Source organism: Pseudomonas frederiksbergensis, from assembly GCF_003732705.1.
Lineage (GTDB): Bacteria > Pseudomonadota > Gammaproteobacteria > Pseudomonadales > Pseudomonadaceae > Aquipseudomonas > Aquipseudomonas frederiksbergensis_F.
On the sequence record NZ_MOBR01000006.1, the window covers coordinates 353,287 to 375,820 of the forward strand.

Genomic DNA, 22,534 nt, shown 5'->3' on the forward strand with positions numbered 1-22,534 from the left:
TTCGGGTTATGAGCCCGACGAGCTACCAGACTGCTCCATCCCGCGTCTGTGTGTCGGCATTCTACAGAGGAACGCAGGGGTGTCAACCTTCAATGTGAAGAAAACCTGTTCCTGTTCAATCGCTTAGGTGCAAAAAGGAGAGGGCGGCAGCGCTGCAACGCAGGCATGGCAAGGCTTTCAGCTCTATCGACAGGTGTTATTCGATTGAGAAAATAAATTCATCGGGCCTTTTCCTACAGCAGATAAAGAAGATTCAGAGTACTGGTGCTATATACAGGTGTCAGTGAGATACTGCCGATCCGGCTCGTCATTACGTCATTTCTTTACCATGAACACCGCTTTTATATGACTCAACGCAAAATCATCCACGTCGACTGTGACTGCTTCTACGCCGCCATCGAGATGCGTGATGACCCGCGTCTGGCCGGCAAGCCACTGGCGGTGGGTGGCTCGGCGGACCGGCGCGGGGTGATCGCCACCTGCAATTACGAAGCCCGGGCCTATGGCGTGCGTTCGGCGATGTCCTCCGGGCATGCCTTGAAGCTGTGTCCGGACCTGACCATCGTCAAGCCGCGGATGGACGCCTATAGAGAAGCGTCGAAGGAAATTCATACGATCTTCAGCGATTACACTGACTTGATCGAGCCGCTTTCCCTCGATGAGGCTTACCTGGACGTGTCGGACAGTGCGCATTTCGGCGGCAGCGCCACGCGAATCGCCCAGGATATTCGGCGTCGGGTTTCCAATCAGTTGCACATCACCGTCTCGGCGGGCGTGGCGCCGAACAAGTTCCTGGCCAAGATCGCCAGTGACTGGAAGAAGCCCAACGGCTTGTTCGTGATCACGCCGGATCAGGTGGAAGACTTTGTCAGTGGTCTGCCCGTGAGCAAGCTGCACGGCGTGGGCAAGGTGACTGCCGATAAGCTCGCCCGGCTCGGCATCATTGATTGCGCGCATTTACGTGAATGGAACAAGTTGGCGCTGGTGCGTGAATTCGGCAGTTTTGGCGAGCGACTCTGGAGCCTGGCCCGTGGGATCGATGAGCGCCTGGTACACAACGACAACCGTCGACAGTCCATCAGTGTCGAAAATACCTACGACGTGGATCTGCCGGATCTGGTGAGCTGTCTGGATAAGCTGCCCGAATTGCTGGAAACCCTGGCCGGGCGCATGGCGCGCATCGACAGCAGCTATCGGCCGGGCAAGCCGTTCGTCAAAGTGAAATTCCATGACTTTACCCAAACCACACTGGAGCAGGCCGGGGCAGGGCGGGATCTGGGGAGTTACCAGTTGTTGTTGACCCAGGCATTCAATCGCGGCGGCAAACCGGTGCGGTTGTTGGGGATCGGGGTGCGGCTGGAGGATTTGCGGGGAGGGTTTGAACAGATGGAGTTGTTTGAGCGGTAGTTCGGTGTTGAAGGTCCGGGCCTCTTCGCGGGCAAGCCTCGCTCCTACAGATAAATGTCGTGCGCGATATTGCGTTCAACCGATTACCTGTAGGAGCGAGGCTTGCCCGCGAAGCTTTTGCCTTTAATTCGGGTTCGGATCTGCAACCAATCGCCCGGCATCCTTGGTCAGCGACTTGAGGAATTCGGTCTGCAGTTCAGGATCGTTGCGAGTCAGTTCGATCAGGCTCTGCTCCAGCTCACTGGCTTCTTCTTCCAGACCCAATTCCGACAGGCGTTTGACCCGGTGTACCCACTGGCTCACTTCGTCGTCTTCGAGGTCATCGTAAATTAACCCGTGAGCTTCGAGCAGCTTGCCCCGCAAGCCGCTGCTAACCGCCAAAGACGAGTCGGTGTGCACGTCGTCCTGGGCGTCGGCGACCGTAATTAGCAGCCGGCTCAGATGGTTGATGTCATGTTCAGCGAACGGACTGTCCAACAGGTTCAGGCGTAACACGCCGTTTTTGTCGGTATTCAGGTCGAAGGTTTCCTTGCCGGCCTTGACCTGTACCGGGCGCTCGCTCCAGGGCAGGCTCGAGTATTCCGTGCGCTTGTCACGCTGGACTTCGTCGATGCCGGCCAGGTTTTGCTGGGCGCGACCATGGGACTGCACGTTCATGAACGGGTTGATCCCGGCGAACCCGTAGCTCAGCCAATCCTTGGTCACGCTGTCCGGCAGGTTGCCGAGGGCAAACACGTTGACCACGTTCGCGCCCACGCCGGCCACGATGGCCACCATGCCCAGCGGGATCTCGTAGACCTCCCGCCAGGGTTGGTATGGCGTATAGCGGTCGTAGTGACGCGTGACTTCGAATTCGGTGACTTCGAAGGTCTTTTGCTCGTGGATTTTCACCCGTCGTTGCGGCAGCTCAAGCACCTTGGGCTCACCGACATCGATCTGCAGGCTGTGATCGAGCAATTTTCGCTCGACCCGTTCCTCGTGCTCGCTGCGTTGTGACATGTGATTGGCACAGCCGCTGACCAGCAGGGCGCCGCACAGGGCGGCACCACCGAGGCCTAAGGTGTTTCGCTTGAACATGACTTCTCTATCTGGTGTCAGCGGCGGATACGGGCCTGGAGGAAGGACAGCACGTCAGCGACCGGTAGGGCTTGCGCCTCGGCCTCGGTGCGGCTCTTGTATTCCAGATTGCCATCGGCGAGGCCGCGGTCGCTGACCACGATCCGGTGAGGAATGCCGATCAGCTCCATGTCCGCGAACTTGATGCCCGGGCTGGTTTTCTTGTCGCGGTCGTCCAGCAGCACTTCGAAACCGGCCGCAGTCAGTTCTGCGTACAGCTTGTCGGTCGCTTCGCGAACCTGTTCGTTGTCGTAGCGCAGTGGTACCAGGGCAATCTGGAACGGCGCCAATGTGTCGCTCCAGATGATCCCGTTGGCATCATTGTTCTGCTCGATGGCCGCAGCCACCACGCGGGAGACGCCAATACCGTAGCAACCCATTTCCAGGGTGACCGGCTTGCCGTTCTCGCCCAGCACTTCGCACTTCATCGCTTTGCTGTACTTGTTGCCCAGCTGGAAGATGTGCCCGACTTCGATGCCGCGCTTGATTTCCAGGGTGCCCTTGCCATCCGGGCTTGGGTCGCCGGCCACGACATTGCGCAGATCGGCCACGGTCGGAACCGGCAGGTCGCGTTCCCAGTTCACGCCGAAGTAGTGCTTGTCGTCGATGTTCGCGCCAATGCCGAAGTCGCTCATCAGCTCGACCGAACGGTCGATGATAATCGGCAGCGGCAGGTTCAACGGGCCGAGGGAGCCGGCGCCGGCGCCAATCGCGTCGCGCAGTTCGGATTCGGACGCCATGACCAGCGGGCTGGCAACGCCTGGCTGTTGAGCGGCCTTGATTTCGTTCAGCTCATGGTCGCCACGGATGATCAGGGCAATCAGCTTGCCTGCTTCTTCAGCGTGAACCACGAGGGTCTTGATGGTTTTTTCGATCGGCAGGCCAAAGCCTTCAACCAGTTGCGCAATGGTCTTGGCGTTCGGGGTGTCGACCAGACGCAGCTCTTCGGCCGGCGCGGCGCGTGAAGTTTCGCGCGGTACGGCTTCGGCTTTCTCGATGTTCGCGGCGTAGTCGGAACCGTTGCTGAAGGCGATATCGTCTTCGCCGGACTCGGCCAGTACGTGGAACTCGTGGGAACCGGCACCGCCGATGGAGCCGTTATCGGCTTCCACCGGGCGGAACTTCAGGCCCAGACGGGTGAACACGTTGCAGTAGGCCTGGTGCATGCGATCGTAGGTGATCTGCAGCGAAGGCTGGTCCGCGTGGAAGGAGTAAGCGTCCTTCATGATAAATTCGCGACCGCGCATCAAACCGAAGCGTGGACGGATTTCGTCACGGAATTTGGTCTGAATCTGATACACGTTGATTGGCAGCTGTTTATAGCTGCTCAACTCGTTGCGCATCAGGTCGGTGATCACTTCTTCATGGGTCGGGCCGGCGCAGAAGTCGCGACCGTGACGATCCTTGAAGCGCAGCAGTTCAGGGCCGTACTCTTCCCAGCGACCGGATTCCTGCCACAGCTCAGCCGGCTGAGTGCTCGGCATCAACACTTCAAGCGAGCCGGCGGCGTTCATTTCTTCGCGAACGACGGCTTCGACCTTGCGCATTACCCGCAAGCCCATGGGCAGCCAGGTGTACAGGCCCGAGGCGAGTTTGCGGATCATGCCGGCGCGCAGCATCAGCTGGTGGCTGATGACGACCGCGTCGGAAGGCGTTTCTTTCTGTGTGGCGAGCAAAAATTGACTGGTGCGCATGGTTGGCCGTTGTCGGTTGCTGATGACGAGAAATGACGGAGCATTGTACGGGCGAGATCCGCTGACGTACAGAAGTGCGGCCCGCGGTGAGGCTTGATGGCGGGAAACCTCCCGCCAATCGGGAGGTTTCCTACAGCTCTTCCACGGCCGGCGTCTGCACGGGTTCAGGCTTGGGCGTCGGGCCGGCCCGGCGGCTCTCCTGGAACCAATGCAGAGCGATCAGCAGCAGCGTCGGAACGCCGAGCAGGGCGGTGATCAGGAAGAAGCTGTGATAGCCGAACTTCTCCACCATGACCCCGGAATAACCGCCAATCAAGCGTGGCAGCAAGAGCATGATCGAACTGAGCAGGGCGTATTGGGTGGCGGAGAACTTGAGGTTGGTCAGGCTCGACAAGTAGGCGACGAACGCTGAGGTCGCCATGCCCGAACTGAAGTTGTCCAGCGAGATGGTGACGATCAGCATGTTCAGATTGGCGCCCATGTCGGCGAGCATCACGAACAGCAGGTTAGTGCCGGCGGAGGCTACACCGCCTATGAACAGGATCGGCAGGATGCCGAAGCGCACAATCAACAGACCGCCCATGCCGGCACCGACCAGGGTCATGATCAGGCCGAAGATCTTGCTGACGCTGGCAATCTGATCCTTGGTGAAGCCCTGGTCGATATAGAACACGTTGGCCATCACACCCATGACCGTGTCGGACATCCGGTAGGTGGCGATCAGTCCGAGCAGCAGAAAGGCTTGCCAGCGATAGCGCAGAATGAAGTCGTTGACCGGTGTCAGCACCGGCGCCAGGCCACGGCGGCCAATGGAGGACAGGCACAGGACGGTCAGCGTGGTGTAGAGGATCGCCCGCAGGAACGCGCGGTCTTCGAGCAACAGATCGAGCAGGCTCACGCCGTTGAACAGCACGCTGGCGAAATCAGTGTTGTAGAGCTGGGTGAACATGGCCGGTACGGACACCAGCAGTACGATCAATACAAACACCGACGCCAGTTGATGCACAAAACTGTAGCGTCCGGCCTGCAACTGAGTGCGCAGTGGCACCGGCGGCTCGCGCATGAACAGGGTGGTCAGCAGTGCCGGGATCATCAAGGCGCCAAACAGCACATAGGTGCCGGTCCAGGCCGAGTGCTGGTAGTTGAAGCCGGTGGAGCCAAAGCCTTCCGCGAAGAACAGCGCGCCGGCAGTGGCCAGCAGTGCTGCGATTCGATAACCGGACATGTAGCTGGCAGCCAGCGCAGCCTGGCGACTGTCTTCAGCGATTTCCAGGCGATAGGCGTCTACGGCGATGTCTTGGGTCGCCGACGCAAACGCGACGACCACGGCAATGGCGATCAACCAGGACAGGTGCTTTTGCGGGTCGCAGAAACCCATGCCGATCAGACCGAGGATCACCAGCGATTGGGCCAGCACCAGCCAGGAGCGGCGGCGGCCGAGTTTGCCGAGCAGTGGCAGGCGCCATTGATCGAGCAGCGGTGACCACACCCATTTAAAGGCGTAGGCCAAACCGATCAGGCTTGCATAGCCAATGGTTTCGCGGGCCACACCGGCCTCACGCAACCAGACCGACAGCGTCGAAAACACCAGCATGTAGGGCATGCCGGCGGCGAAACCAAGCAGCAACAGCACGAGCGTTGATGGGCTGGCATAGGCGGCGAGCGCGGCGCGCCAGGTTTTACGGGGCATGGGCTGAAGTCTGCCTCAAGATTACGGAAACAAAGCGCGCACTCTAACCGCTGTGCTCTACCGGGCGCCAGCCATGACGCTGAATATCAACACGATTGTTCAGGATACTGATGCCCTCCATGCGCAAACGCGCCCGTTGTTCATCCCCTGAAGGACTGCCAACCGGCAGACTGATCCGACCGCCGGCACCCAGCACTCGGTGCCAAGGCAGTTTGGTGTCGCCGGGCAACTGACTCAGCGTGCGCCCGACCCAGCGCGCCGCGCGGCCCAGACCTGCCAGCTCAGCCAATTGTCCGTAGCTCACGACTTTGCCCTCAGGCACTTGGGCCAGGGTCAAGTAGAGCGCCGTGCGTCGGATTTGCGCCGGGCTTTCGGTTTCGGTGGTCGGGTCTGTCACGTCCGCAGTTCCTGAAGAAATTCGATTTTGCGCCCACAGATTAAGTCCAGAAGTGGCAATTGAGAAATGAACTCAATAGAAATAGTCGGGTCAGTCCTTGCTAGCGCCTTATTCCTTGGGATAATGCCGACTTTTTTTCGCAAACCAGAGCCTTCGATCTGCTTATGTTGTCCAGAACCTTGTTGTGCCTCGCTGTCTTCAGTGCTTCCACGCCTTTGCTCGCCGACACCGTATGGTTGAAAAACGGTGACAAATTGAGTGGCAAGATCACCGTGTTCGACGGCGGCAAACTGTTGATCCAAACCGAGTACGCCGGTGCGATACCGATTGACTGGAAACAGGTCAAAACCCTGGAAAGCGATCAGGAGTTGCTGGTCAAGCAGGATGCCTATAACGGTGAGAAAGCCAAATCATTGAAGGCGGCCGAAGATGGCAAGGTAACCCTGGCCAATGGCGAGGCGCCGAAAACCGTCGAGCTGGCGAGTATCCAGCAGATTCTCAAGCCCAAGCCGATCGTTGAAGATCTGGTATGGAAAGGCAATGTCGACATGGCCCTGGATTACCAGCGCGCCGAGAAGGACACCGACGACTACGATGTCGGTTTCAAAACTTCGGCCCGTCATGGCCGCTGGCGGCATACCGCAGAGGGTGAGTACAACCGTGAATTCCAGAATGATGTAGTCACCACCGACAACTGGCGTGCCGAGTATTCCCTTGACCGATTCCTCACCGAACACTGGTACTGGGATGGTCGCGTGAACTACAAGCGCGACAAGGTCGAAGAGCTGTCCCGTCAGCGCGTGGTCGGTACCGGTCCGGGGTATCAGTTCTGGGATAACGAGCTGGGTGCGTTCTCGCTGGGTTCGCTGCTCAACCGCACCGATTACGAGTACCGCGATGGCGGCAAGGACAACTTCTATTCCGTGGCCATGAAGTGGGATTACAACCGCTACCTGATTGGCAAGAAGGTGGAGTTCTTCACCAACGGCGAAGTGGGCAAGCCGCTGTCCGGCGTGGCCGATTACTCCCTCGATGCGGAAATGGGCTTGCGCTACAAGGTCACCGACTGGGCGTCGCTTAACCTCAAGGCCGAACGGGACATCATCAGCGGGACCGACGATGCTGATTTGAACAAGACGCGCTATACCGCAGGGTTTGGCGTGGCTTGGTAATACGCTAGACGATCAAGACACAAGAGCAAAAGATCGCAGCCTTCGGCAGCGCCTGCACGGGATGGACGTTCACCCTGTAGGCGTTGCCGAAGGCTGCGATCTTTTTTTTTGCGCGGGCAAAAACATACGCCCACAAAAAAGCCCCGCTTTTAAGGGCGGGGCTTTTTACTAAAGCAAGTACAAGTTAGATAACTTGAACTTCTTCAGCTTGCATGCCTTTCTGACCGCGGGTAGCGATGAAAGAAACCTGTTGGCCTTCTTTCAGGCTTTTGAAGCCGTCGGATTGGATAGCTTTGAAGTGAACGAACAGGTCGTCACCGGATTGTGGAGTGATGAAGCCGAAGCCTTTTTCATCGTTGAACCACTTAACGGTACCAGTTTGGCGATTAGACATGGTGTAACTCCTTGAACAAAGATAACTGCGACACAGGAAGAACCCTGGCCGAGACTGAGTGCAAAGAGCAGGAAAAATTCTTGTAGATGGTTGGATCGAAATTCAACATATCGTGTAGAGATTCTCAGTGACACAAGCAGCACAGTGGCGCCACCTTAACCCTTTTTCCGGAACGTGCCAATGCTTCCTGCGAAGGTTTCTCTGTTTTCGTGACTGACGGTGCATCGTTTCGACGGGAAGGCCCGGCAATCAGGGGGGATCGGCGAGAATTACGCCTCGCACTTTGAACCCGAGGCGCGCGCCTTGTAAGATGCCGGACAGAATTTTTCCACCTCGCTATTCAGGACACCCGCCATGAGCATCAAATCGGACAAGTGGATTCGCCGCATGGCGCAAGAGCACGGCATGATCGAACCGTTCGTCGAGCGCCAGATGCGCGGCGAAGGTGCCGAGCGGCTGATTTCCTATGGCGTGTCGAGCTACGGCTACGACGTGCGCTGCGCCGGTGAATTCAAGGTGTTCACCAACATCAACTCGGCGATCGTCGACCCGAAGAACTTTGATGAGAAGAGCTTCGTCGATGTCACGAGTGACGTCTGCATCATCCCGCCGAACTCGTTCGCCCTGGCCCGCACCGTGGAGTTCTTCCGCATTCCGCGCAACGTGCTGACCATCTGCCTGGGTAAAAGCACCTACGCCCGCTGCGGCATTATCGTCAACGTGACGCCGCTCGAGCCTGAGTGGGAAGGTCACGTGACCCTGGAATTCTCCAACACCACCACCTTGCCGGCGAAAATCTACGCCAACGAAGGCGTCGCACAGATGCTGTTCTTCGAATCCGACGAAGAGTGCGAAGTCTCCTACAAGGACCGTGGCGGCAAGTATCAGGGCCAGCGCGGCGTCACCCTGCCACGCACCTGATCCATCCATCTGACAGTTGCCGGGAATTCTTGAGCGGGTAGACACTCTATTGGGTGTACTGCCCGGTTCGCGTACAGCGGACGGGGCCATTGCTCAGGAGTGCCCTATGAAGATCGATCCCCGAATAAGTGCCGAACTGGCAAGGCTTGAGCCCAATCAGATTGGCGTTTTGGCCTGGTCATTGTTGGCACATCCGCCAATCAACATGGCAGGGGGCATCCCCGGCCAGCCTGATCCTGATACCCCCAACGAACAGCCGACCGAACCCGGTGAACCCACCCTGCCGGATGAGCCGCCTCCTGCTCCGGTGGCTTGATGCGCGTCCTGCGTTTGTCGCACGATGCGTCATCCTGTAGGAGCAAAGCTTGCTCGCGAAGGCCGTGTATCAGTCAAAAATGATGTCGACTGATATACCGTCTTCGCGAGCAAGCTTTGCTCCTAGAGGGTGAGCGTCGGTCGGGTGAGCGTCAGTTCACGGGCCATATTTCGTTGTCGCCGATAACGAAAATCCGACAACGCTCGTCGATATCGACTTGATACCCGCCGGTAAACGCGCCGAACGCGGGCAATAAACTGATTTCCATCCCGAGCCTGAAACACGCCAGGCGCAAGCTTTGACGACCTCTGCCGTTCAGCCGATAGACCGGATGCACATGCCCCGCCAGAACATGACGGCTCGGGTGCGGATCCGGTTCATGCTGCAGGGCAAACGGTCCCAGCAGTAAAGGCTCGGGCACCACGCGGATGTTCAGCGAGGCCGGCGGATCCCCGGCCCGTTTGTCATGATTGCCGCGAATCAGCGTCATCGGCAGATCGCGATGGCGTTCTCGCCAGTCTGCCAGCGCCCTCAAGGTGTCCACCGCGTGCGAGCCAGGTCCGTGGAGAAAATCCCCGAGGAATATCAACTGGCGACAGGGCAGGGCGGCCAGCAATTCGTCCAGTACCGCGATGTTTTGCGCGGTCGTGCCCCGTGGCACAGGCTGGCCGAGGTTGCGATAGGCCGCTGCCTTGCCGAAATGCACATCGGCGATCAGCAAGGCTTGCTGGGCAGGCCAGTAGACCGCTTTCTCGGGTAGCAACCAGAGTTCTTCACCGGCCAGACGCACAGGATAAGGCGTGCCCATCAAACTTTCCCGGTCTGGGCGGTTTTCTCGAGATCGCCGACCATTCGTCTGATGCGATCCGCCAGTTTCTCGGAACTCATGCTTTCGCGCATCCGCTCCACCAGCAGCGGAAAGCCCAAAGGCGTAGGACGTTTGATCTGATGCAGATCGAATTTAAGACGGTTGATGCGGGCCAAGGTCTGCTCCAGTCGCCGAATATCCAATTCTTCCCGTAGGACTTCTTCCCCGGCCTGTGCCAGCAACAGGTTGTCGGCGTCGTATTGCTTGAATACTTCGAAGAACAAACCGCTCGATGCCTGGACCTGTCGCGTACTTTTGGGCGCGCCGGGGTAACCGGCGAACACCAATCCGGCAATCCGCGCGATTTCCCGGAAACGCCGAAGCGCCAGTTCACCGGCGTTGAGGCTGGCGAGAACGTCGGGCAGCAAGTGCTCGGCGCTGAATAAATCGGGATTCAAATGAAGGGACCAGTCAATGGGCGTTGCACTGAGCAATTCCAGGCCGTAATCGTTGACCGCAATCGAAAACGTCACGGCCTGCCGCTGACTTACCCGCCAGGCCAACAGGCTCGCCAGGCCCAGATGCACCTGGCGCCCGGCGAACGGGTAGAGGAACAAGTGCCAGCCTTCACGGGACTTGAGTGCTTCCGCCAGCAGGGAATCAACGGTCGGCAGCCCTGACCAGCGTTCCTGCACCTCTAACAGCGGACGCAGCGCCGTCATCTCCGGGCCGACAAACTGACCCGCTGCCGCCGCACTGAACCGCGCGACCACCGCCTGGGCCAACTCGCTGGACAGCGGCATCCGCCCGCCATTCCAGCGCGGCACCGCGGCTTTTTTCACGTTGCTGCGCCGCACGTACGCGGTCATGTTTTCCACGCGCACCAATTCCAGCAAACGCCCGGCGAACAGAAACCCATCCCCGGGTTTCAGGCGAGCGATAAAGCCTTCCTCGACACTGCCCAATTGCTTGCCGCCACCACCCTTGCTCCAGAACTTCAGCTGAATGCTCGCATCGCTGACGATGGTGCCGATGCTCATGCGATGCCGCCGTGCCAGCCGCGCATCTGGCACACGCCACACGCCGTGTTCATCGGGTTCGACCCGGCGATAATCCGGATAGGCTGTCAGGGAAAATCCGCCGTGGCGTACGAAAGCCAGCGCCCAGGCCCAATCCGCCGGCGTAAGGTCCCGATAAGCCCAGGCGCCGCGTACTTCTTCGTACAGCTCATCGGGTACAAACCCACCGCCCAACGCCATGCTGACCAGATGCTGCACCAGTACATCCAGCGGTTTGTAGGGCGATTCCCGCGGTTCGATCCGCCGCTGCGCCACGGCGTCCTGCGCGGCGGCGGCTTCGATCAGTTCCAGGCTGTGGGTCGGCACCAACGTCACCCGAGATACGCGCCCCGGTGCATGCCCGGAGCGCCCCGCACGCTGCATCAGTCGCGCCACGCCTTTGGCCGAGCCGATTTGCAGCACCCGTTCCACCGGCAGGAAATCTACGCCCAAGTCGAGGCTGGAGGTGCAGACCACCGCTTTGAGTTGCCCGTCCTTGAGTGCCCGCTCGACCCAGTCACGTGTTTCCCGTGACAGCGAACTGTGATGCAAGGCAATCAACCCGGCCCAATCCGGACGCGCTTCCAGCAACGCCTGATACCAGATCTCCGATTGAGCGCGGGTGTTGGTGAACACCAGCGTGCTGGGGCTGGAGTCGAGTTCGGCGACCACCTGCGGCAACATCTTCAACCCGATATGCCCGGCCCAGGGGAAACGCTCGATAGCCGGCGGCAGCAGCGTATCGACGCGTAGGTCTTTTCCGTTCTGGCCCTGAACGCTGACGCCGCTACCCTGTGGGATCAGGACCTGTTCGGCGTGGGACTGATTACCGAGCGTCGCGGAAACGCCCCAGACGATCAACTCGGGATGCCAGCGGCGCAAACGGGCAAGGGCCAATTGCAGTTGCACCCCGCGTTTGTTGCCGAGCAGTTCGTGCCATTCGTCGACCACCACCATGCGCAAGGTTGATAGCGCGGTTTGCGCATCGGCACGGGCGAGCATCAGGGTCAGGCTTTCCGGGGTGGTGATCAGTGTGGTGGGCATGCGCCGGCTCTGACGGGCGCGTTCGCTGCTGCTGGTGTCGCCGGTGCGCAGGCCGACGCTCCACGGTATGTGCAAATCAGCCAGCGGCGCTTCCAGCGCACGGGCGGTGTCGGCGGCCAACGCACGCATCGGGGTTATCCACAGCACTGTCAGCGGTGGCGCAATGAATTTGCGTTTGCGAGGTGTTTCAACGGGGGCGACAGCAGAAGCGAAGCGATTGAGCGCACCGAACCACACCGCATAGGTTTTACCGGCACCGGTGCTGGCATGCAGCAACCCGGACTCGCCGCGTTTAACCGCCATCCACACCAGTTTCTGGAAGGCGAACGGCTTCCAGCCGCGGGCGGCGAACCAGTGTTTTGCGTAGTCGGGGGAGGTGCCCATGCCCGCGGTGTGCGCTCTGAAAGTCCTCTTTCAGTGACCGCAGCGGGAGGCGAAAGGTTTAATGACGTAACGCAGGCTTGTAGGAGCAAGGCTTGCCCGCGATGGCGATCTCAGGGGCGCCATCGCGAGCAAGCTTTGCTCCTACAGGGGCACGGTGGCAGGTTACTTGAGGTTGCCGCTGAGGAATTGCTTGAGCCGCTCGCTCTTCGGACTGCCCAACACATCCTCCGGCGCGCCTTCTTCCTCCACCAACCCCTGGTGCAGAAACAACACCTGACTCGACACCTTACGGGCGAAGCTCATTTCGTGAGTCACCATAATCATGGTCCGGCCTTCTTCGGCCAGCCCCTGAATCACGCGCAGTACCTCACCCACCAGTTCCGGGTCGAGGGCCGAGGTCGGTTCGTCGAACAGCATGACTTCCGGCTCCATCGCCAGCGCGCGGGCAATCGCCACACGTTGTTGCTGACCACCGGAGAGAAACGCCGGGTACTGATCGGCAACACGCGCCGCCAGCCCCACCTTGTCGAGGTAGCGCCGGGCGCGGTCTTCGGCTTCCTGCTTGCTGCAACCCAGCACCCGGCGTGGCGCCATGGTGATGTTTTCCAGCACGGTCATGTGGCTCCACAGGTTGAAGTGCTGGAACACCATGGCCAGGCGCGTACGAATCCGTTGCAGTTCATCGGCATCGGCCACGTGCATGCCGTGACGGTCCTGAATCATGCGGATGTTCTGGCCATCCAGGCTCATGGCGCCATCGTTGGGCTGTTCGAGAAAGTTGATGCAGCGCAGGAAGGTACTTTTCCCCGAGCCGCTGGCGCCGATCAGGCTGATGACGTCGCCGGTCTTGGCCTTGAGTGAAACACCTTTGAGTACCTGGTGATCGCCGTAGCTTTTATGCAGGCCTTCGATGGTCAATTTGTACATGGGGCATGCATCCTCAAGGCGAAAGTAGGTAGCCGCTGCGATAGGCTTCGGTGCCCGCGACGTGGGCGATCACCATGCCGGCAGTGGCCATGCGTCGCAGCGAACGGGCGTACATCAGCCCGGCGGCGGTGCAATGGATTGGGGTGACCTGATCGTTGATCGGGTCGATGACTTCGGCAATCAACTGCCCGGCTTCCAGGTATTGCCCAGGCCGCGCGGTGAACACCAGCAACCCGCCGACCGGCGTGGCTACCGGTTCGACGCCGGCCAGCGGCGTGGCCGGGTAGGGCAGCTCGGGCAGGGGCGCCGCTTCGCCAGCGATGGCGCCGAAGTGAATCAGGTAATCGATCAAGGCCTGGCAGTCATTGCTGGCCAACGGGTGATACACATCCCCTTGGCCACGCAATTCGACGGTAACCGAGAAACTGCCCAGCGGAATATCGAAGTGTTCGCCGAAGCGCTCCTTCACCTGCCACCACAGCAACGTGAAGCATTCATCGAACGACTGACCGCCGGAATCGGTGGCCAGCAGACTCGCCTCGGCACCGATGTAGCGCGCCAGCGGCTCGACCTGCGGCCAGGCCTCGGGCGTGGTGTAAAGGTGCGCAACGGCTTCGAAATCGCAATGCAGGTCCAGCACCATGTCGGCATCGCAGGCCAGCCGTTGCAGGGTCAGGCGCTGGGATTGCAGTTGAGTGCTGGCGCTCTGCCGGGCGAGGGCGTTGCGCAGACTGGTGCGGATCAGTTCGAGGTTGTGCCGCGGATCGTCGCCGAGCTGGCCTTCGATCTCGTTACCGACTTCTTCGCTCAAATCGACAAACCAGCGATTGAAATTCTGCCCGCTCTCCAGCTCGTAGCGGCCCAATGGCACATCCATCAGCACCTGTTCCAGGCCGACCGGGTTGGCCACCGGCACCAGCACGATTTCGCTGCGCAGGCGGCCGGCGGCTTCCAGTTCCGCCAGGCGTTGCTTGAGGTGCCAGGCCACCAGCATGCCGGGCATTTCATCGGCGTGCAGGGACGACTGGATGTAGATCTTGCCTTTGCCCGACGCGGGGCCGAAGTGAAAGCTGTGGATCTGTCGTGCGGTCCCCGGCAGCGGGGCCAGCAAGTCATGTTTCTGGTGGCGCATTGTGTGAAAAATCCTAGTGAGTCGGCCCGAGGAAGGCCAGCCATCGGCGTTCGGCGAGGCGGAACAGGCCGACCAAGGCAAAGGTCACGGTCAGGTAGATCAGCGCGGCAATGCCGAACGACTGGAAGGTCAGGAAGGTCGCCGAGTTGGCGTCCCGCGCAACTTTCAGGATGTCCGGGATGGTCGCGGTGAACGCCACGGTGGTCGAGTGCAGCATCAGAATCACTTCGTTGCTGTAATAAGGCAACGAGCGACGCAGGGCCGACGGCATGATCACGTAGGCATACAGCTTCCAGCCTGTCAGACCATAGGCCTTGGCCGCTTCGACTTCACCGTGGTTCATGCTGCGGATCGCCCCGGCGAAAATCTCCGTGGTGTAGGCACAGGTGTTCAGGGCGAAGGCCAGGATGGTGCAGTTCATCGCATCGCGAAAGAACGCATCCAGTACCGGTTGTGCACGGATGGCCGCCAGGCTGTAAATCCCGGTGTAGCAGATCAGCAACTGGATATAGAGCGGTGTGCCACGGAACAGGTAGGTGTAGAACTGCACCGGCAGGCGAATGTAGAAGTGCGGCGAGACCCGGGCGATGGACAACGGGATCGACACCAGGAAACCGATGAAGATCGAGGCGCTGAGCAGCCACATGGTCATGGCCAGGCCGGTGATGTGGTAACCGTCGCTATAAAGGAAGGGTTTCCAGTATTCCTGCAAGAGTTCGATCATCGTACGGCCTCCCGGGAGCCGGCGGCGTAGCGGCGTTCAAGCTTGCGCAGGACGAAGTTGGATACGCTGGTGATCAACAGGTAAATCAACGCGGCGAGCACCAGAAAGTAAAACAGTTGATAGGTGCTTTTACCGGCGTCCTGGGCAGCCTTGACCAGATCGGCGAGGCCGATGATCGACACCAGGGCGGTGGCCTTGAGCATCACCATCCAGTTGTTGCCGATGCCCGGCAGGGCGAAACGCATCATCTGCGGGAACACCACGATCCAGAAGCGCTGGCCGCGTTTGAGGCCATAGGCCGTGGCGGCTTCGACCTGACCCCGCGGCACGGCAAGGATCGCCCCGCGGAAAGTTTCGGTGAAGTACGCGCCGTAAATGAAGCCCAGGGTGATGACCCCGGCGCTGAACGGGTTGATCTCGATGTATTCCCATTCCATGTATTCGGTGAACGTCGTCAACCAGGTTTGCAGGCTGTAGAAGATCAGCAGCATCAGCACCAGGTCCGGTACGCCGCGAATCAGCGTGGTGTAGAGCTGGGCCGGCAGGCGCAACAATTTGGATTTCGACAGTTTGGCACTGGCGCCCAGCAAGCCGAGTAAAACGGCCACCAGCAGCGACAACGCCGATAATTTGATGGTCATCCAGGTGCCTTCCAACAGCAAAGGACCGAAGCCCTTGAGGCTGAAGGCAGAGAGCCCCAGGTTTTGTAATAGGTTTTCGAACATAAATCAGCAACCTGATCGAGTAAAAAAAGCGCCCATCGCGAGATGGGCGCCGGGCATTATTTGCCGCTGTACAGATTCAGATCGCCAAAGTGTTTCTTCTGAATGGTGGCGTAGGTGCCATCGTCGTGTAACGCTTTGATACCTTTATCCAGAAGTGCCTTCAGCTCTTTGTTACCTTTCGAGATACCGACAGCTGTTTTGGCTGGCAGCAGGGGCGCATCAATCGGCTTGCTGACTTCGTAATCGGCACCTTGTGGCGACTTCAAAAAGCCCAGTTCGGCTTGCAACATGTCCTGGACACCGGCGTCAAGACGACCGGAAGTCAGGTCGGAATACACCTGATCCTGATTCTGATAGGCCTGGGTTTTCACGCCAGCCTTGTCCAGAACGGCTTTGGCGTAGGCTTCCTGGATGGTGCCTTGTTCGTAACCGACGGTTTTGCCCTTGAGCGAAGCCACGTCAGTGGTAATGCCAGAACCTTTCTTCGACACGTAAGCGGTTGGGCCGGAGAACAGCTCGCTGGAGAAGTCGATGACTTTTTCGCGGGCTTCGGTGACGGTCATCGAAGAGATCACACCGTCGAATTTATTGGCCTTGAGGCCCGGAATCATGCCGTCGAAATCGCTTTCGACCCATTTGCACTTGACCTTCAGCTCGGCGCAAATCGCATTGCCCAGATCGATGTCGAAGCCCACCAGACTACCGTCAGCCGCTTTGGACTCGAAGGGTGCGTAGGAAGGGTCAACGCCAAAACGCAGTTCTTTGTACTCCTTGGCCAGCGCGGAGCCGGCAGCCATGCACAACGCCAGTGCAGAAAGGGTCAGCAATGCTTTTTTCATTATTCAATCCCTAAGAACCAATATGAGCGCTTGTGGCGCAGAATTATTGTTACTGGAAAGCGTAAGACCTAATGAAAGTAGCAATTTCCGAACCAGAGTCCCGAACAAGCGTTTTAAAAGGTGAATAAAGAAAAGGTTGTGACGCATTTGTGCACGAAAATGGGCGACGGAAATTTCTTGCACCAATATAGAACAGGCTGCCGCGAATCTCTCTGTGGGAGCGAGCCTGCTCGCGAAGTCGGAGTGTCAGTTAAAAGAGAGGTTTCTGATACACCGCATTCGCGAGCAGGCTCGCTCCCACAGGGGATTGGGTTTAGGTCAGGAGGTCTTGCAGGGTTGCGAGGCTATCGGCTTCTTCCACGGATTTATCCTGGCGCCAACGCAACATTCTGGGAAACCGCACCGCAATCCCGCTCTTGTGCCGTCGCGACAGGGCGATCCCCTCAAACCCCAGCTCAAACACCAGGCTCGGCTTCACACTGCTCACCGGCCCGAACTTCTCCACGGTGGTTTTACGCACGATGCTGTCGACCTGGCGCATTTCTTCGTCGGTCAGCCCTGAATAAGCCTTGGCGAAGGGCACCAGCGTCCGTTCACTGGCGTCGGGTGGGCCGTCCCACACGGCGAACGTGTAGTCGCTGAAGAGACTCGCCCGGCGGCCATGACCCCGCTGCGCGTAGATCAACACTGCATCGACGCTGAACGGGTCGACTTTCCACTTCCACCAGACGCCCATGTCTTTGGTCCGGCCCACGCCGTACAGCGCATCCCGGGCCTTGAGCATCATGCCTTCGACGCCGAGTCGGCGAGACGCTTCCCGTTGCCGGGCGAGGTCAAACCAATCTTCCCCGGTCAGCACAGGCGATGCCAGTAGCACCGGGCTGTTGCAACTGGCGATGACCTGCTCCAATTGGGTGCGCCGTTCGGCCTGAGGATGGTTGCGCCAGTCCTCGCCTTGCCATTCCAGCAGGTCGTAGGCGAGTAACACCACCGGCACATCGTCGAGAATTTTCTTACCCAGGGTTTTACGACCGATCCGTTGTTGCAGCAGGGCGAAGGGTTGCACCGCGGGGGGCGTTGTTGATTGTGGGTCGAAGGCGTCCTCGGTGGCTGGATGCGTGACTTTCCAGGCGACGATTTCCCCGTCGATCACCGTGCCATCCGGTAAAGCGTGGGTCAGGGCATCCAGTTCGGGAAAACGCTCGCTGACCAGTTCCTCGCCCCGGGACCAGACCCACAACCGACCCTCGCGTTTGACCAGTTGGGCGCGGATGCCGTCCCACTTCCATTCCACTTGCCATTGGCTGGGCGGGCCGAGCAGCGCCTCGAATTGGTCCACCGGTTGTGACAGGGCGTGGGCGAGGAAAAACGGGTATGGCTGGCCACCACGCTGGGCATGTTCGTCGGAGGAGGGCGGCGCGATAAGTTTGAGGTAGTGGGCCGCCGTCGGACGGTTGGACAGGTCGGTGTAACCCACCAGCCGTTGGGCCACCCGTTTGCTGTCGAGCCCGGCCATGGCGGCCAGTGCCCGTGTAACCAGTAATTTGGAAACACCGACGCGAAAACTGCCGGTGATCAATTTGATGCACAGCATCAGGCTCGGGCGGTCCAGTTGCGCCCACAGGGCAGGCAGTCTTCGGCCCAGGAACTCCGGGGTTTCACCGCGTAGGGGCAGCAGTTTGTCTTCAATCCACACCGCCAGCCCATCGGTGGAACTGTGGGCGGTTTCGGGTAGCACCAACGAGATGGTTTCCGCCAAATCACCGACGGCTTGATAACTCTCTTCGAACAGCCACGTCGAGAGCCCGGAGATTTCCACTGCCAGTTCCCGCAGCGCGCGCACCGGTACCAACTGCCGAGGCCGGCCGCCCGAGAGAAAGTACACCGCCCACGCGGCATCTTCCGGCGTGGCGTGGGCGAAGTAAGCCTGCATCGCCGCCAGTTTGGCGTTGCTCGAGGTGGTGGCGTCGAGTTCGGCGTACAACTCGGCGAAGGCTTTCATGGCAGCACCTCGGCGGGTTCCGGGGTGACGGCGGCGTGGTCTTCTTCATCATCGCCGTACTCGGTACTGAAGCCCTGGGCATCCAGCCCTTGTTCGCGCAGATGCCGCACCAGCACCGCGACCGAACCGTGGGTGACCATCACCCGTTCGGCCCCGGTCTGTTCGATGGCCCAGAGCAGGCCGGGCCAGTCGGCATGGTCCGAAAGGACGAAACCCCGATCCACCCCGCGCCGGCGCCGCGTGCCGCGCAGCCGCATCCAGCCGCTGGCGAAACCGTCGCTGTAGTCGCCGAACCGGCGCATCCAGCTGCTGCCACCGGCCGAGGGCGGGGCGAGGACCAGGGCCTGGCGCATGATCGGGTCGTTCTTTTTGACCTCACCGGCATAAATCGTGGGTGGCAGATAAATCCCACTGTCGCGATAAACCCGGTTGAGCGGTTCCACCGCGCCATGCACCAGAATGGGGCCGATCCGGGCGTCGATGCCGTGGAGAATGCGCTGGGCCTTACCGAAGGAGTAGCAGAACAGCACGCTGGTCTTTTCGGCCGCGAGGTTGGCCTGCCACCACTGATTGATTTCGGCAAATACCTGCGCCTGGGGCTGCCAGCGGTAGATCGGCAGGCCGAAGGTCGATTCGGTGATAAAGGTGTGGCAGCGCACGGGTTCGAACGGTGCGCAGGTGCCGTCGGGTTCGATCTTGTAATCCCCCGAGGCGACCCAGACTTCGCCGCCGTATTCCAAACGCACCTGGGCTGAACCGAGGACGTGGCCGGCGGGGTGAAAACTCAGGGTGACGCCGTGGTGCAGCAAGCGATCGCCGTAAGGCAGGGTTTGCAGGTTGATGTCCTGGCCCAGGCGCGTACGCAGGATCCCTTCGCCGGGGGCCGCGGCCAGGTAATGTTGATTGCCGGTTCGAGCATGATCACCGTGGGCATGGGTAATCACCGCGCGCTCCACCGGGCGCCACGGGTCGATATAGAAATCCCCGGCGGGGCAGTACAAACCTTCGGGGCGCGCGATAACAAGATCCATGTTGTTACCAAAATGGAGGGATTTGTTAGCTAAGAGGTTTTTGCGAGGCTAGAAGTTCTATCGAGTTTTCAGGGCAGATGAAATGATCGTTCCCACGCTCTGCGTGGGAATGCAGCCCGGGACGCTCCGCGTCCCATTGGAACGCGGAGCGTCCCTAGAGGCATTCCCACGCAGAGCGTGGGAACGATCAATCACGGGTTACTTGCCGGGTGTCAGGGTCAACCGCGCCTTGCCATACGCCTTGTCGAAGTTCTGCGGCTGCATCGGCAGGCTCATGTACTGGCCCTTGAGCCACGGATCGATGCTGTCGAGGTAGTTCGGGCTGGCCGGGTTGCCGGACTGGCCTGTACCGTTCTGGCCCATCAACGGTTCGGTCTGGCCGAAGTCGACGATAAAGCGCATGGACGGCACCAGCGTGGTGTTGAAGTCCTGGCCCCAGGCAAACGCCGCGGTGTTCAGCGTGGTGTGATCGCCGCCGGCGGCCAGCGGACCGCGCACGGTCTGGCCACTGGCATTCTTCCACTCGTAGCGATGCAGTTTGCCCCACTGCCAGGCCTTGTGATCGCCGCCCAACTGACTGTCGCCGGCACTGATGGCCGCCGCCAGGCTACGGGCTAGGATCGCCGGTTTGTCTTCTTTCTGCGGGGTACGCGCGTCATCCCAGAACGGGCTGTCTTCGCGACCGAGCAGGTGATCGGCCTGGGCTGCGTAGGACAATTTGCCGTTGGCGATAAAGGCTTTCCACGCCGGGCTGCTTTCCGGGCCGAGTTCGTCGAGGAAGATCTGCTTGGCGCTTTCCTGCAAAAACAGCTCATAGATCGCCGCATCGCTGGACGTCGGGCTGAGCTTGCCGTCGAACGCCATCAAACGGGTCAACGCCTCGCGCGCCTTGCCACGATCGGCTTCCGGCAGCGCGTCGATTGCCTGTTTCAGCGGCTGGGCCATGCCCGGCGCTTCAAACATCTTCTTCAGTTTGGCGGCGAACGTGGTGGTCTGGTCGTACTGCATCGCGATCAGGCTGCGGCTGTCGTGTTTGCCGGCGCCGGCCAGTTCGGCCATGCGCTCGCCACGTTCCGGGGCCGACCAGGAATTGGATAACTGCATACCGTAGCCGTGGGGGATGACCCGCTGGTTGGCCGTGCCGAGCCAACCCTGGGCCGGGTCCTGGTCGTACGGGTGCAGCATCGGGTCGGCGTAACCGTCCCAATCGTAGCGACCTTCCCAGCCTGGCGACGGCAACAGGCCTTCGCCTTCGCGGCGGTTCGGGTAGCGACCGGTGACTTGCCAGCCAATATTGCTGGCGTCGGCAAACACCAGATTCAGGGCGATGGCGCGAATTTCACGGCTGGCGTCCGAGGCCTTCTCGACGGTTTGCGCCCGGGACAGGTCGAAAAACGCGTCCAGAGTCTTGTCATCGGTGAAGCTCGGGGTCTGCAAGGCCAGGCCGAAACCGTTGGCCATGCTCAGGCCCTGGGCGCTGTTGAGCAGTGGCCCGTGGCGGGTTTCGTACACCGCTTCGCGCAACGGGCGCTGGCCTTTGGCGAAGTAGGTTTCGTTGCGCACCACCACCGGCAGCCATTTGCCGTTGACTTCATAGGTAAGGCCATTGCCCTGGCGTTTGATTTTTTCCAGGAACAGGTCCTGGTTATCGCCCATGACCGTGGTCATGCTCCACGCCACTTTGCCGTTGAAACCGCCGAGCACCATCGGCAGGCCGGCGATGCTCACGCCCGCCGCCTGATATTTCGGCGCGCGGATCTGCACGTAGCTGAACAACGACGGCACGCCCATCGGTCCGTGGCTGTCGCTGGCCAACAGGCTTTTGCCGCTGCGGCTGCGTTGTGGGCCGATCGCCCAGTTGTTCGACGAGGTGGCGCCGAGCAAACTCAGGTCGGACAGTTGCCCGGTGGCTTTGGTGATTTGCGACAGACCGGGGATCGCGCCGTTGAGCTTGATGCCCTGGAGCTTGTCCGCTTCGCCCAACGGCAGTTTTTCGTCGGGAGCGGATGGCGTCAGCCACGGCAGTTTGTCGGTGGTGACGGTTTGCGCCAGCACCAGCGAGGAGATTTCTTCCGGCAGGTTGGCCGACTGACTGAAATTCAGCAGGCAGAAAATCAGCGCCGAGTCTTCCGGCTTCCAGTATTCAGGCTTGTAACCGCTGGCCGCGAGGTCCGCCGGCAGCTTGTCGCGGTAGCGGAACAGGTAGGCGTTGACGCCCCGGGCATAGACTTCGAAGAAGCGTTTGAGCCGTGGCGAGGAGGCTTTGTACAGCTCACCGGCGCTTTTCTTCAGGTTGACCGCGCGCATGTAGCGGTCGGCGTCGAGCAGGTCCGGGCCGGACATCTCCGCCAGACGGCCCTCGGCCAGCAGGCGCATGGTCACCATTTGCGTGAGGCGGTCGCTGGCGTGGACGTAGCCCAGGGTGAACAGCGCGTCGTGGAAGCTGTTGCTTTCGATCAACGGCATGCCCATGGCATTGCGTCGCACCGAAACGTTCTGCGCCAGGCCCTTGAGCGGCTGCACGCCGGTGGTCGGCGGGAGGGTGTCCTGAGTGTTCCAGGTCTGACAACCGGTCAGGCTCAAAACACCGGCCACTGCTGCGGCAACGCCGAACCGGGGAAGAAAATGTGTGAGGGCTGGCGAGGCCATGGCAAAGCTCCTGCGGGGGTAGTAACGCAATAAAGGCGCTACGTTAGTGAGCAGGAGGTGGCCGCGCAAGCGGGGCGCGGTTATTTCTTCACGGTGATCGTTCC

The 22,534-nt window shown here is 60.2% G+C and carries 19 protein-coding genes; 4 read left to right on the forward strand and 15 right to left on the reverse strand.

The features are described from left to right. The first annotated feature begins 345 nt into the window (after positions 1–345). Positions 346–1,407: a DNA polymerase IV gene (dinB, locus tag BK667_RS06535; protein ID WP_123405903.1), complete on the forward strand. Its 1,062-nt coding sequence runs from the start codon at positions 346–348 to the stop codon at positions 1,405–1,407. Positions 1,408–1,530: 123 nt separating this feature from the next. On the opposite strand, the gene BK667_RS06540 is transcribed toward dinB, so the two are convergent. From BK667_RS06540 to BK667_RS06555, 4 genes are all read right to left on the reverse strand, one after another. Next, positions 1,531–2,484 carry a hypothetical protein gene (locus tag BK667_RS06540; RefSeq protein ID WP_123597116.1) on the reverse strand — a complete coding sequence of 318 codons (954 nt, stop codon included), beginning with the start codon at positions 2,482–2,484 and terminating at the stop codon, positions 1,531–1,533. 17 nt (positions 2,485–2,501) lie between these two features. After that, complete coding sequence (locus BK667_RS06545) at positions 2,502–4,217, reverse strand: proline--tRNA ligase (RefSeq protein ID WP_123512043.1); 1,716 nt, start codon at positions 4,215–4,217, stop codon at positions 2,502–2,504. Between the two features lie 130 nt (positions 4,218–4,347). Then, positions 4,348–5,907 (reverse strand): AmpG family muropeptide MFS transporter, encoded by a 1,560-nt coding sequence (locus tag BK667_RS06550; RefSeq protein WP_123512045.1) that lies wholly within the window; start codon positions 5,905–5,907, stop codon positions 4,348–4,350. 43 nt (positions 5,908–5,950) lie between these two features. Further along, the gene (locus BK667_RS06555; RefSeq protein ID WP_123512047.1) at positions 5,951–6,304 is read right to left on the reverse strand and encodes an MGMT family protein; all 354 of its coding nucleotides are present in this window, start codon (positions 6,302–6,304) and stop codon (positions 5,951–5,953) included. 164 nt (positions 6,305–6,468) lie between these two features. On the opposite strand from BK667_RS06555, the gene BK667_RS06560 reads away from it, so the two are divergent. Continuing rightward, positions 6,469–7,476, forward strand: a complete 1,008-nt coding sequence (locus BK667_RS06560; RefSeq protein ID WP_123512049.1) for a DUF481 domain-containing protein — start codon at positions 6,469–6,471, stop codon at positions 7,474–7,476. Between the two features lie 184 nt (positions 7,477–7,660). Here BK667_RS06560 and BK667_RS06565 read toward each other — a convergent pair whose 3' ends face one another. Next, positions 7,661–7,870: a cold-shock protein gene (locus tag BK667_RS06565; RefSeq protein ID WP_002554837.1), complete on the reverse strand. Its 210-nt coding sequence runs from the start codon at positions 7,868–7,870 to the stop codon at positions 7,661–7,663. A 354-nt stretch (positions 7,871–8,224) separates the two neighbouring features. Here BK667_RS06565 and dcd point away from each other — a divergent pair, with 354 nt between their 5' ends. Both dcd and BK667_RS06575 read left to right on the forward strand, forming a co-directional pair. Then, on the forward strand, positions 8,225–8,791 hold the full coding sequence (dcd, locus tag BK667_RS06570; protein ID WP_054047011.1) for a dCTP deaminase: 567 nt from the start codon (positions 8,225–8,227) through the stop codon (positions 8,789–8,791). Positions 8,792–8,897: 106 nt separating this feature from the next. Beyond that, positions 8,898–9,107 carry a hypothetical protein gene (locus BK667_RS06575; RefSeq protein WP_123405914.1) on the forward strand — a complete coding sequence of 70 codons (210 nt, stop codon included), beginning with the start codon at positions 8,898–8,900 and terminating at the stop codon, positions 9,105–9,107. Between the two features lie 151 nt (positions 9,108–9,258). Here the strand turns inward: BK667_RS06575 and pdeM are convergent, their stop codons facing one another. The 10 genes from pdeM to BK667_RS06625 all read right to left on the reverse strand — a co-directional run bounded on the left by pdeM (position 9,259) and on the right by BK667_RS06625 (position 22,430). Beyond that, positions 9,259–9,915, reverse strand: a complete 657-nt coding sequence (gene pdeM, locus BK667_RS06580; protein WP_123597117.1) for a ligase-associated DNA damage response endonuclease PdeM — start codon at positions 9,913–9,915, stop codon at positions 9,259–9,261. Continuing rightward, positions 9,915–12,401 (reverse strand): ligase-associated DNA damage response DEXH box helicase, encoded by a 2,487-nt coding sequence (locus BK667_RS06585; protein WP_123597118.1) that lies wholly within the window; start codon positions 12,399–12,401, stop codon positions 9,915–9,917. Before BK667_RS06585 ends, pdeM begins: the two co-directional genes overlap by 1 nt. A gap of 162 nt (positions 12,402–12,563) precedes the next feature. Next, positions 12,564–13,328, reverse strand: a complete 765-nt coding sequence (locus tag BK667_RS06590; protein ID WP_123405923.1) for an ABC transporter ATP-binding protein — start codon at positions 13,326–13,328, stop codon at positions 12,564–12,566. 13 nt (positions 13,329–13,341) lie between these two features. Continuing rightward, complete coding sequence (locus tag BK667_RS06595) at positions 13,342–14,460, reverse strand: succinylglutamate desuccinylase/aspartoacylase family protein (RefSeq protein WP_123597119.1); 1,119 nt, start codon at positions 14,458–14,460, stop codon at positions 13,342–13,344. Positions 14,461–14,473: 13 nt separating this feature from the next. Beyond that, complete coding sequence (locus BK667_RS06600; RefSeq protein ID WP_123512057.1) at positions 14,474–15,184, reverse strand: ABC transporter permease; 711 nt, start codon at positions 15,182–15,184, stop codon at positions 14,474–14,476. Then, a complete protein-coding gene (locus BK667_RS06605; RefSeq protein WP_123512059.1) occupies positions 15,181–15,909 on the reverse strand; it encodes an ABC transporter permease in 729 nt (242 codons plus the stop codon). The genes BK667_RS06600 and BK667_RS06605 overlap by 4 nt, the downstream gene beginning before the upstream one ends. Before the next feature lie 56 nt (positions 15,910–15,965). Next, entirely contained in the window at positions 15,966–16,748 is a 783-nt protein-coding gene (locus BK667_RS06610) for a transporter substrate-binding domain-containing protein (RefSeq protein ID WP_123512061.1), read from the reverse strand. A gap of 313 nt (positions 16,749–17,061) precedes the next feature. After that, a complete protein-coding gene (locus tag BK667_RS06615; protein WP_123597120.1) occupies positions 17,062–18,750 on the reverse strand; it encodes an ATP-dependent DNA ligase in 1,689 nt (562 codons plus the stop codon). Further along, positions 18,747–19,781 (reverse strand): ligase-associated DNA damage response exonuclease, encoded by a 1,035-nt coding sequence (locus BK667_RS06620; protein WP_123597121.1) that lies wholly within the window; start codon positions 19,779–19,781, stop codon positions 18,747–18,749. The genes BK667_RS06615 and BK667_RS06620 overlap by 4 nt, the downstream gene beginning before the upstream one ends. Positions 19,782–19,979: 198 nt before the next feature. Then, positions 19,980–22,430 (reverse strand): penicillin acylase family protein, encoded by a 2,451-nt coding sequence (locus tag BK667_RS06625; RefSeq protein ID WP_123597122.1) that lies wholly within the window; start codon positions 22,428–22,430, stop codon positions 19,980–19,982. Positions 22,431–22,534: the final 104 nt, after the last annotated feature.

What these genes read in the sequence shown, in the direction of transcription:
- BK667_RS06565 (WP_002554837.1), bottom strand. Translation starts at nt 7,870, where the DNA reads ATGTCTAATCGCCAAACTGGTACCGTTAAGTGGTTCAACGATGAAAAA.
- BK667_RS06600 (WP_123512057.1), bottom strand. Translation starts at nt 15,184, where the DNA reads ATGATCGAACTCTTGCAGGAATACTGGAAACCCTTCCTTTATAGCGAC.
- dinB (WP_123405903.1), top strand. Translation starts at nt 346, where the DNA reads ATGACTCAACGCAAAATCATCCACGTCGACTGTGACTGCTTCTACGCC.
- BK667_RS06610 (WP_123512061.1), bottom strand. Translation starts at nt 16,748, where the DNA reads ATGAAAAAAGCATTGCTGACCCTTTCTGCACTGGCGTTGTGCATGGCT.
- BK667_RS06620 (WP_123597121.1), bottom strand. Translation starts at nt 19,781, where the DNA reads ATGGATCTTGTTATCGCGCGCCCCGAAGGTTTGTACTGCCCCGCCGGG.
- BK667_RS06615 (WP_123597120.1), bottom strand. Translation starts at nt 18,750, where the DNA reads ATGAAAGCCTTCGCCGAGTTGTACGCCGAACTCGACGCCACCACCTCG.
- BK667_RS06590 (WP_123405923.1), bottom strand. Translation starts at nt 13,328, where the DNA reads ATGTACAAATTGACCATCGAAGGCCTGCATAAAAGCTACGGCGATCAC.
- pdeM (WP_123597117.1), bottom strand. Translation starts at nt 9,915, where the DNA reads ATGGGCACGCCTTATCCTGTGCGTCTGGCCGGTGAAGAACTCTGGTTG.
- BK667_RS06605 (WP_123512059.1), bottom strand. Translation starts at nt 15,909, where the DNA reads ATGTTCGAAAACCTATTACAAAACCTGGGGCTCTCTGCCTTCAGCCTC.
- BK667_RS06560 (WP_123512049.1), top strand. Translation starts at nt 6,469, where the DNA reads ATGTTGTCCAGAACCTTGTTGTGCCTCGCTGTCTTCAGTGCTTCCACG.
- BK667_RS06540 (WP_123597116.1), bottom strand. Translation starts at nt 2,484, where the DNA reads ATGTTCAAGCGAAACACCTTAGGCCTCGGTGGTGCCGCCCTGTGCGGC.
- dcd (WP_054047011.1), top strand. Translation starts at nt 8,225, where the DNA reads ATGAGCATCAAATCGGACAAGTGGATTCGCCGCATGGCGCAAGAGCAC.
- BK667_RS06625 (WP_123597122.1), bottom strand. Translation starts at nt 22,430, where the DNA reads ATGGCCTCGCCAGCCCTCACACATTTTCTTCCCCGGTTCGGCGTTGCC.
- BK667_RS06575 (WP_123405914.1), top strand. Translation starts at nt 8,898, where the DNA reads ATGAAGATCGATCCCCGAATAAGTGCCGAACTGGCAAGGCTTGAGCCC.
- BK667_RS06550 (WP_123512045.1), bottom strand. Translation starts at nt 5,907, where the DNA reads ATGCCCCGTAAAACCTGGCGCGCCGCGCTCGCCGCCTATGCCAGCCCA.
- BK667_RS06545 (WP_123512043.1), bottom strand. Translation starts at nt 4,217, where the DNA reads ATGCGCACCAGTCAATTTTTGCTCGCCACACAGAAAGAAACGCCTTCC.
- BK667_RS06585 (WP_123597118.1), bottom strand. Translation starts at nt 12,401, where the DNA reads ATGGGCACCTCCCCCGACTACGCAAAACACTGGTTCGCCGCCCGCGGC.
- BK667_RS06595 (WP_123597119.1), bottom strand. Translation starts at nt 14,460, where the DNA reads ATGCGCCACCAGAAACATGACTTGCTGGCCCCGCTGCCGGGGACCGCA.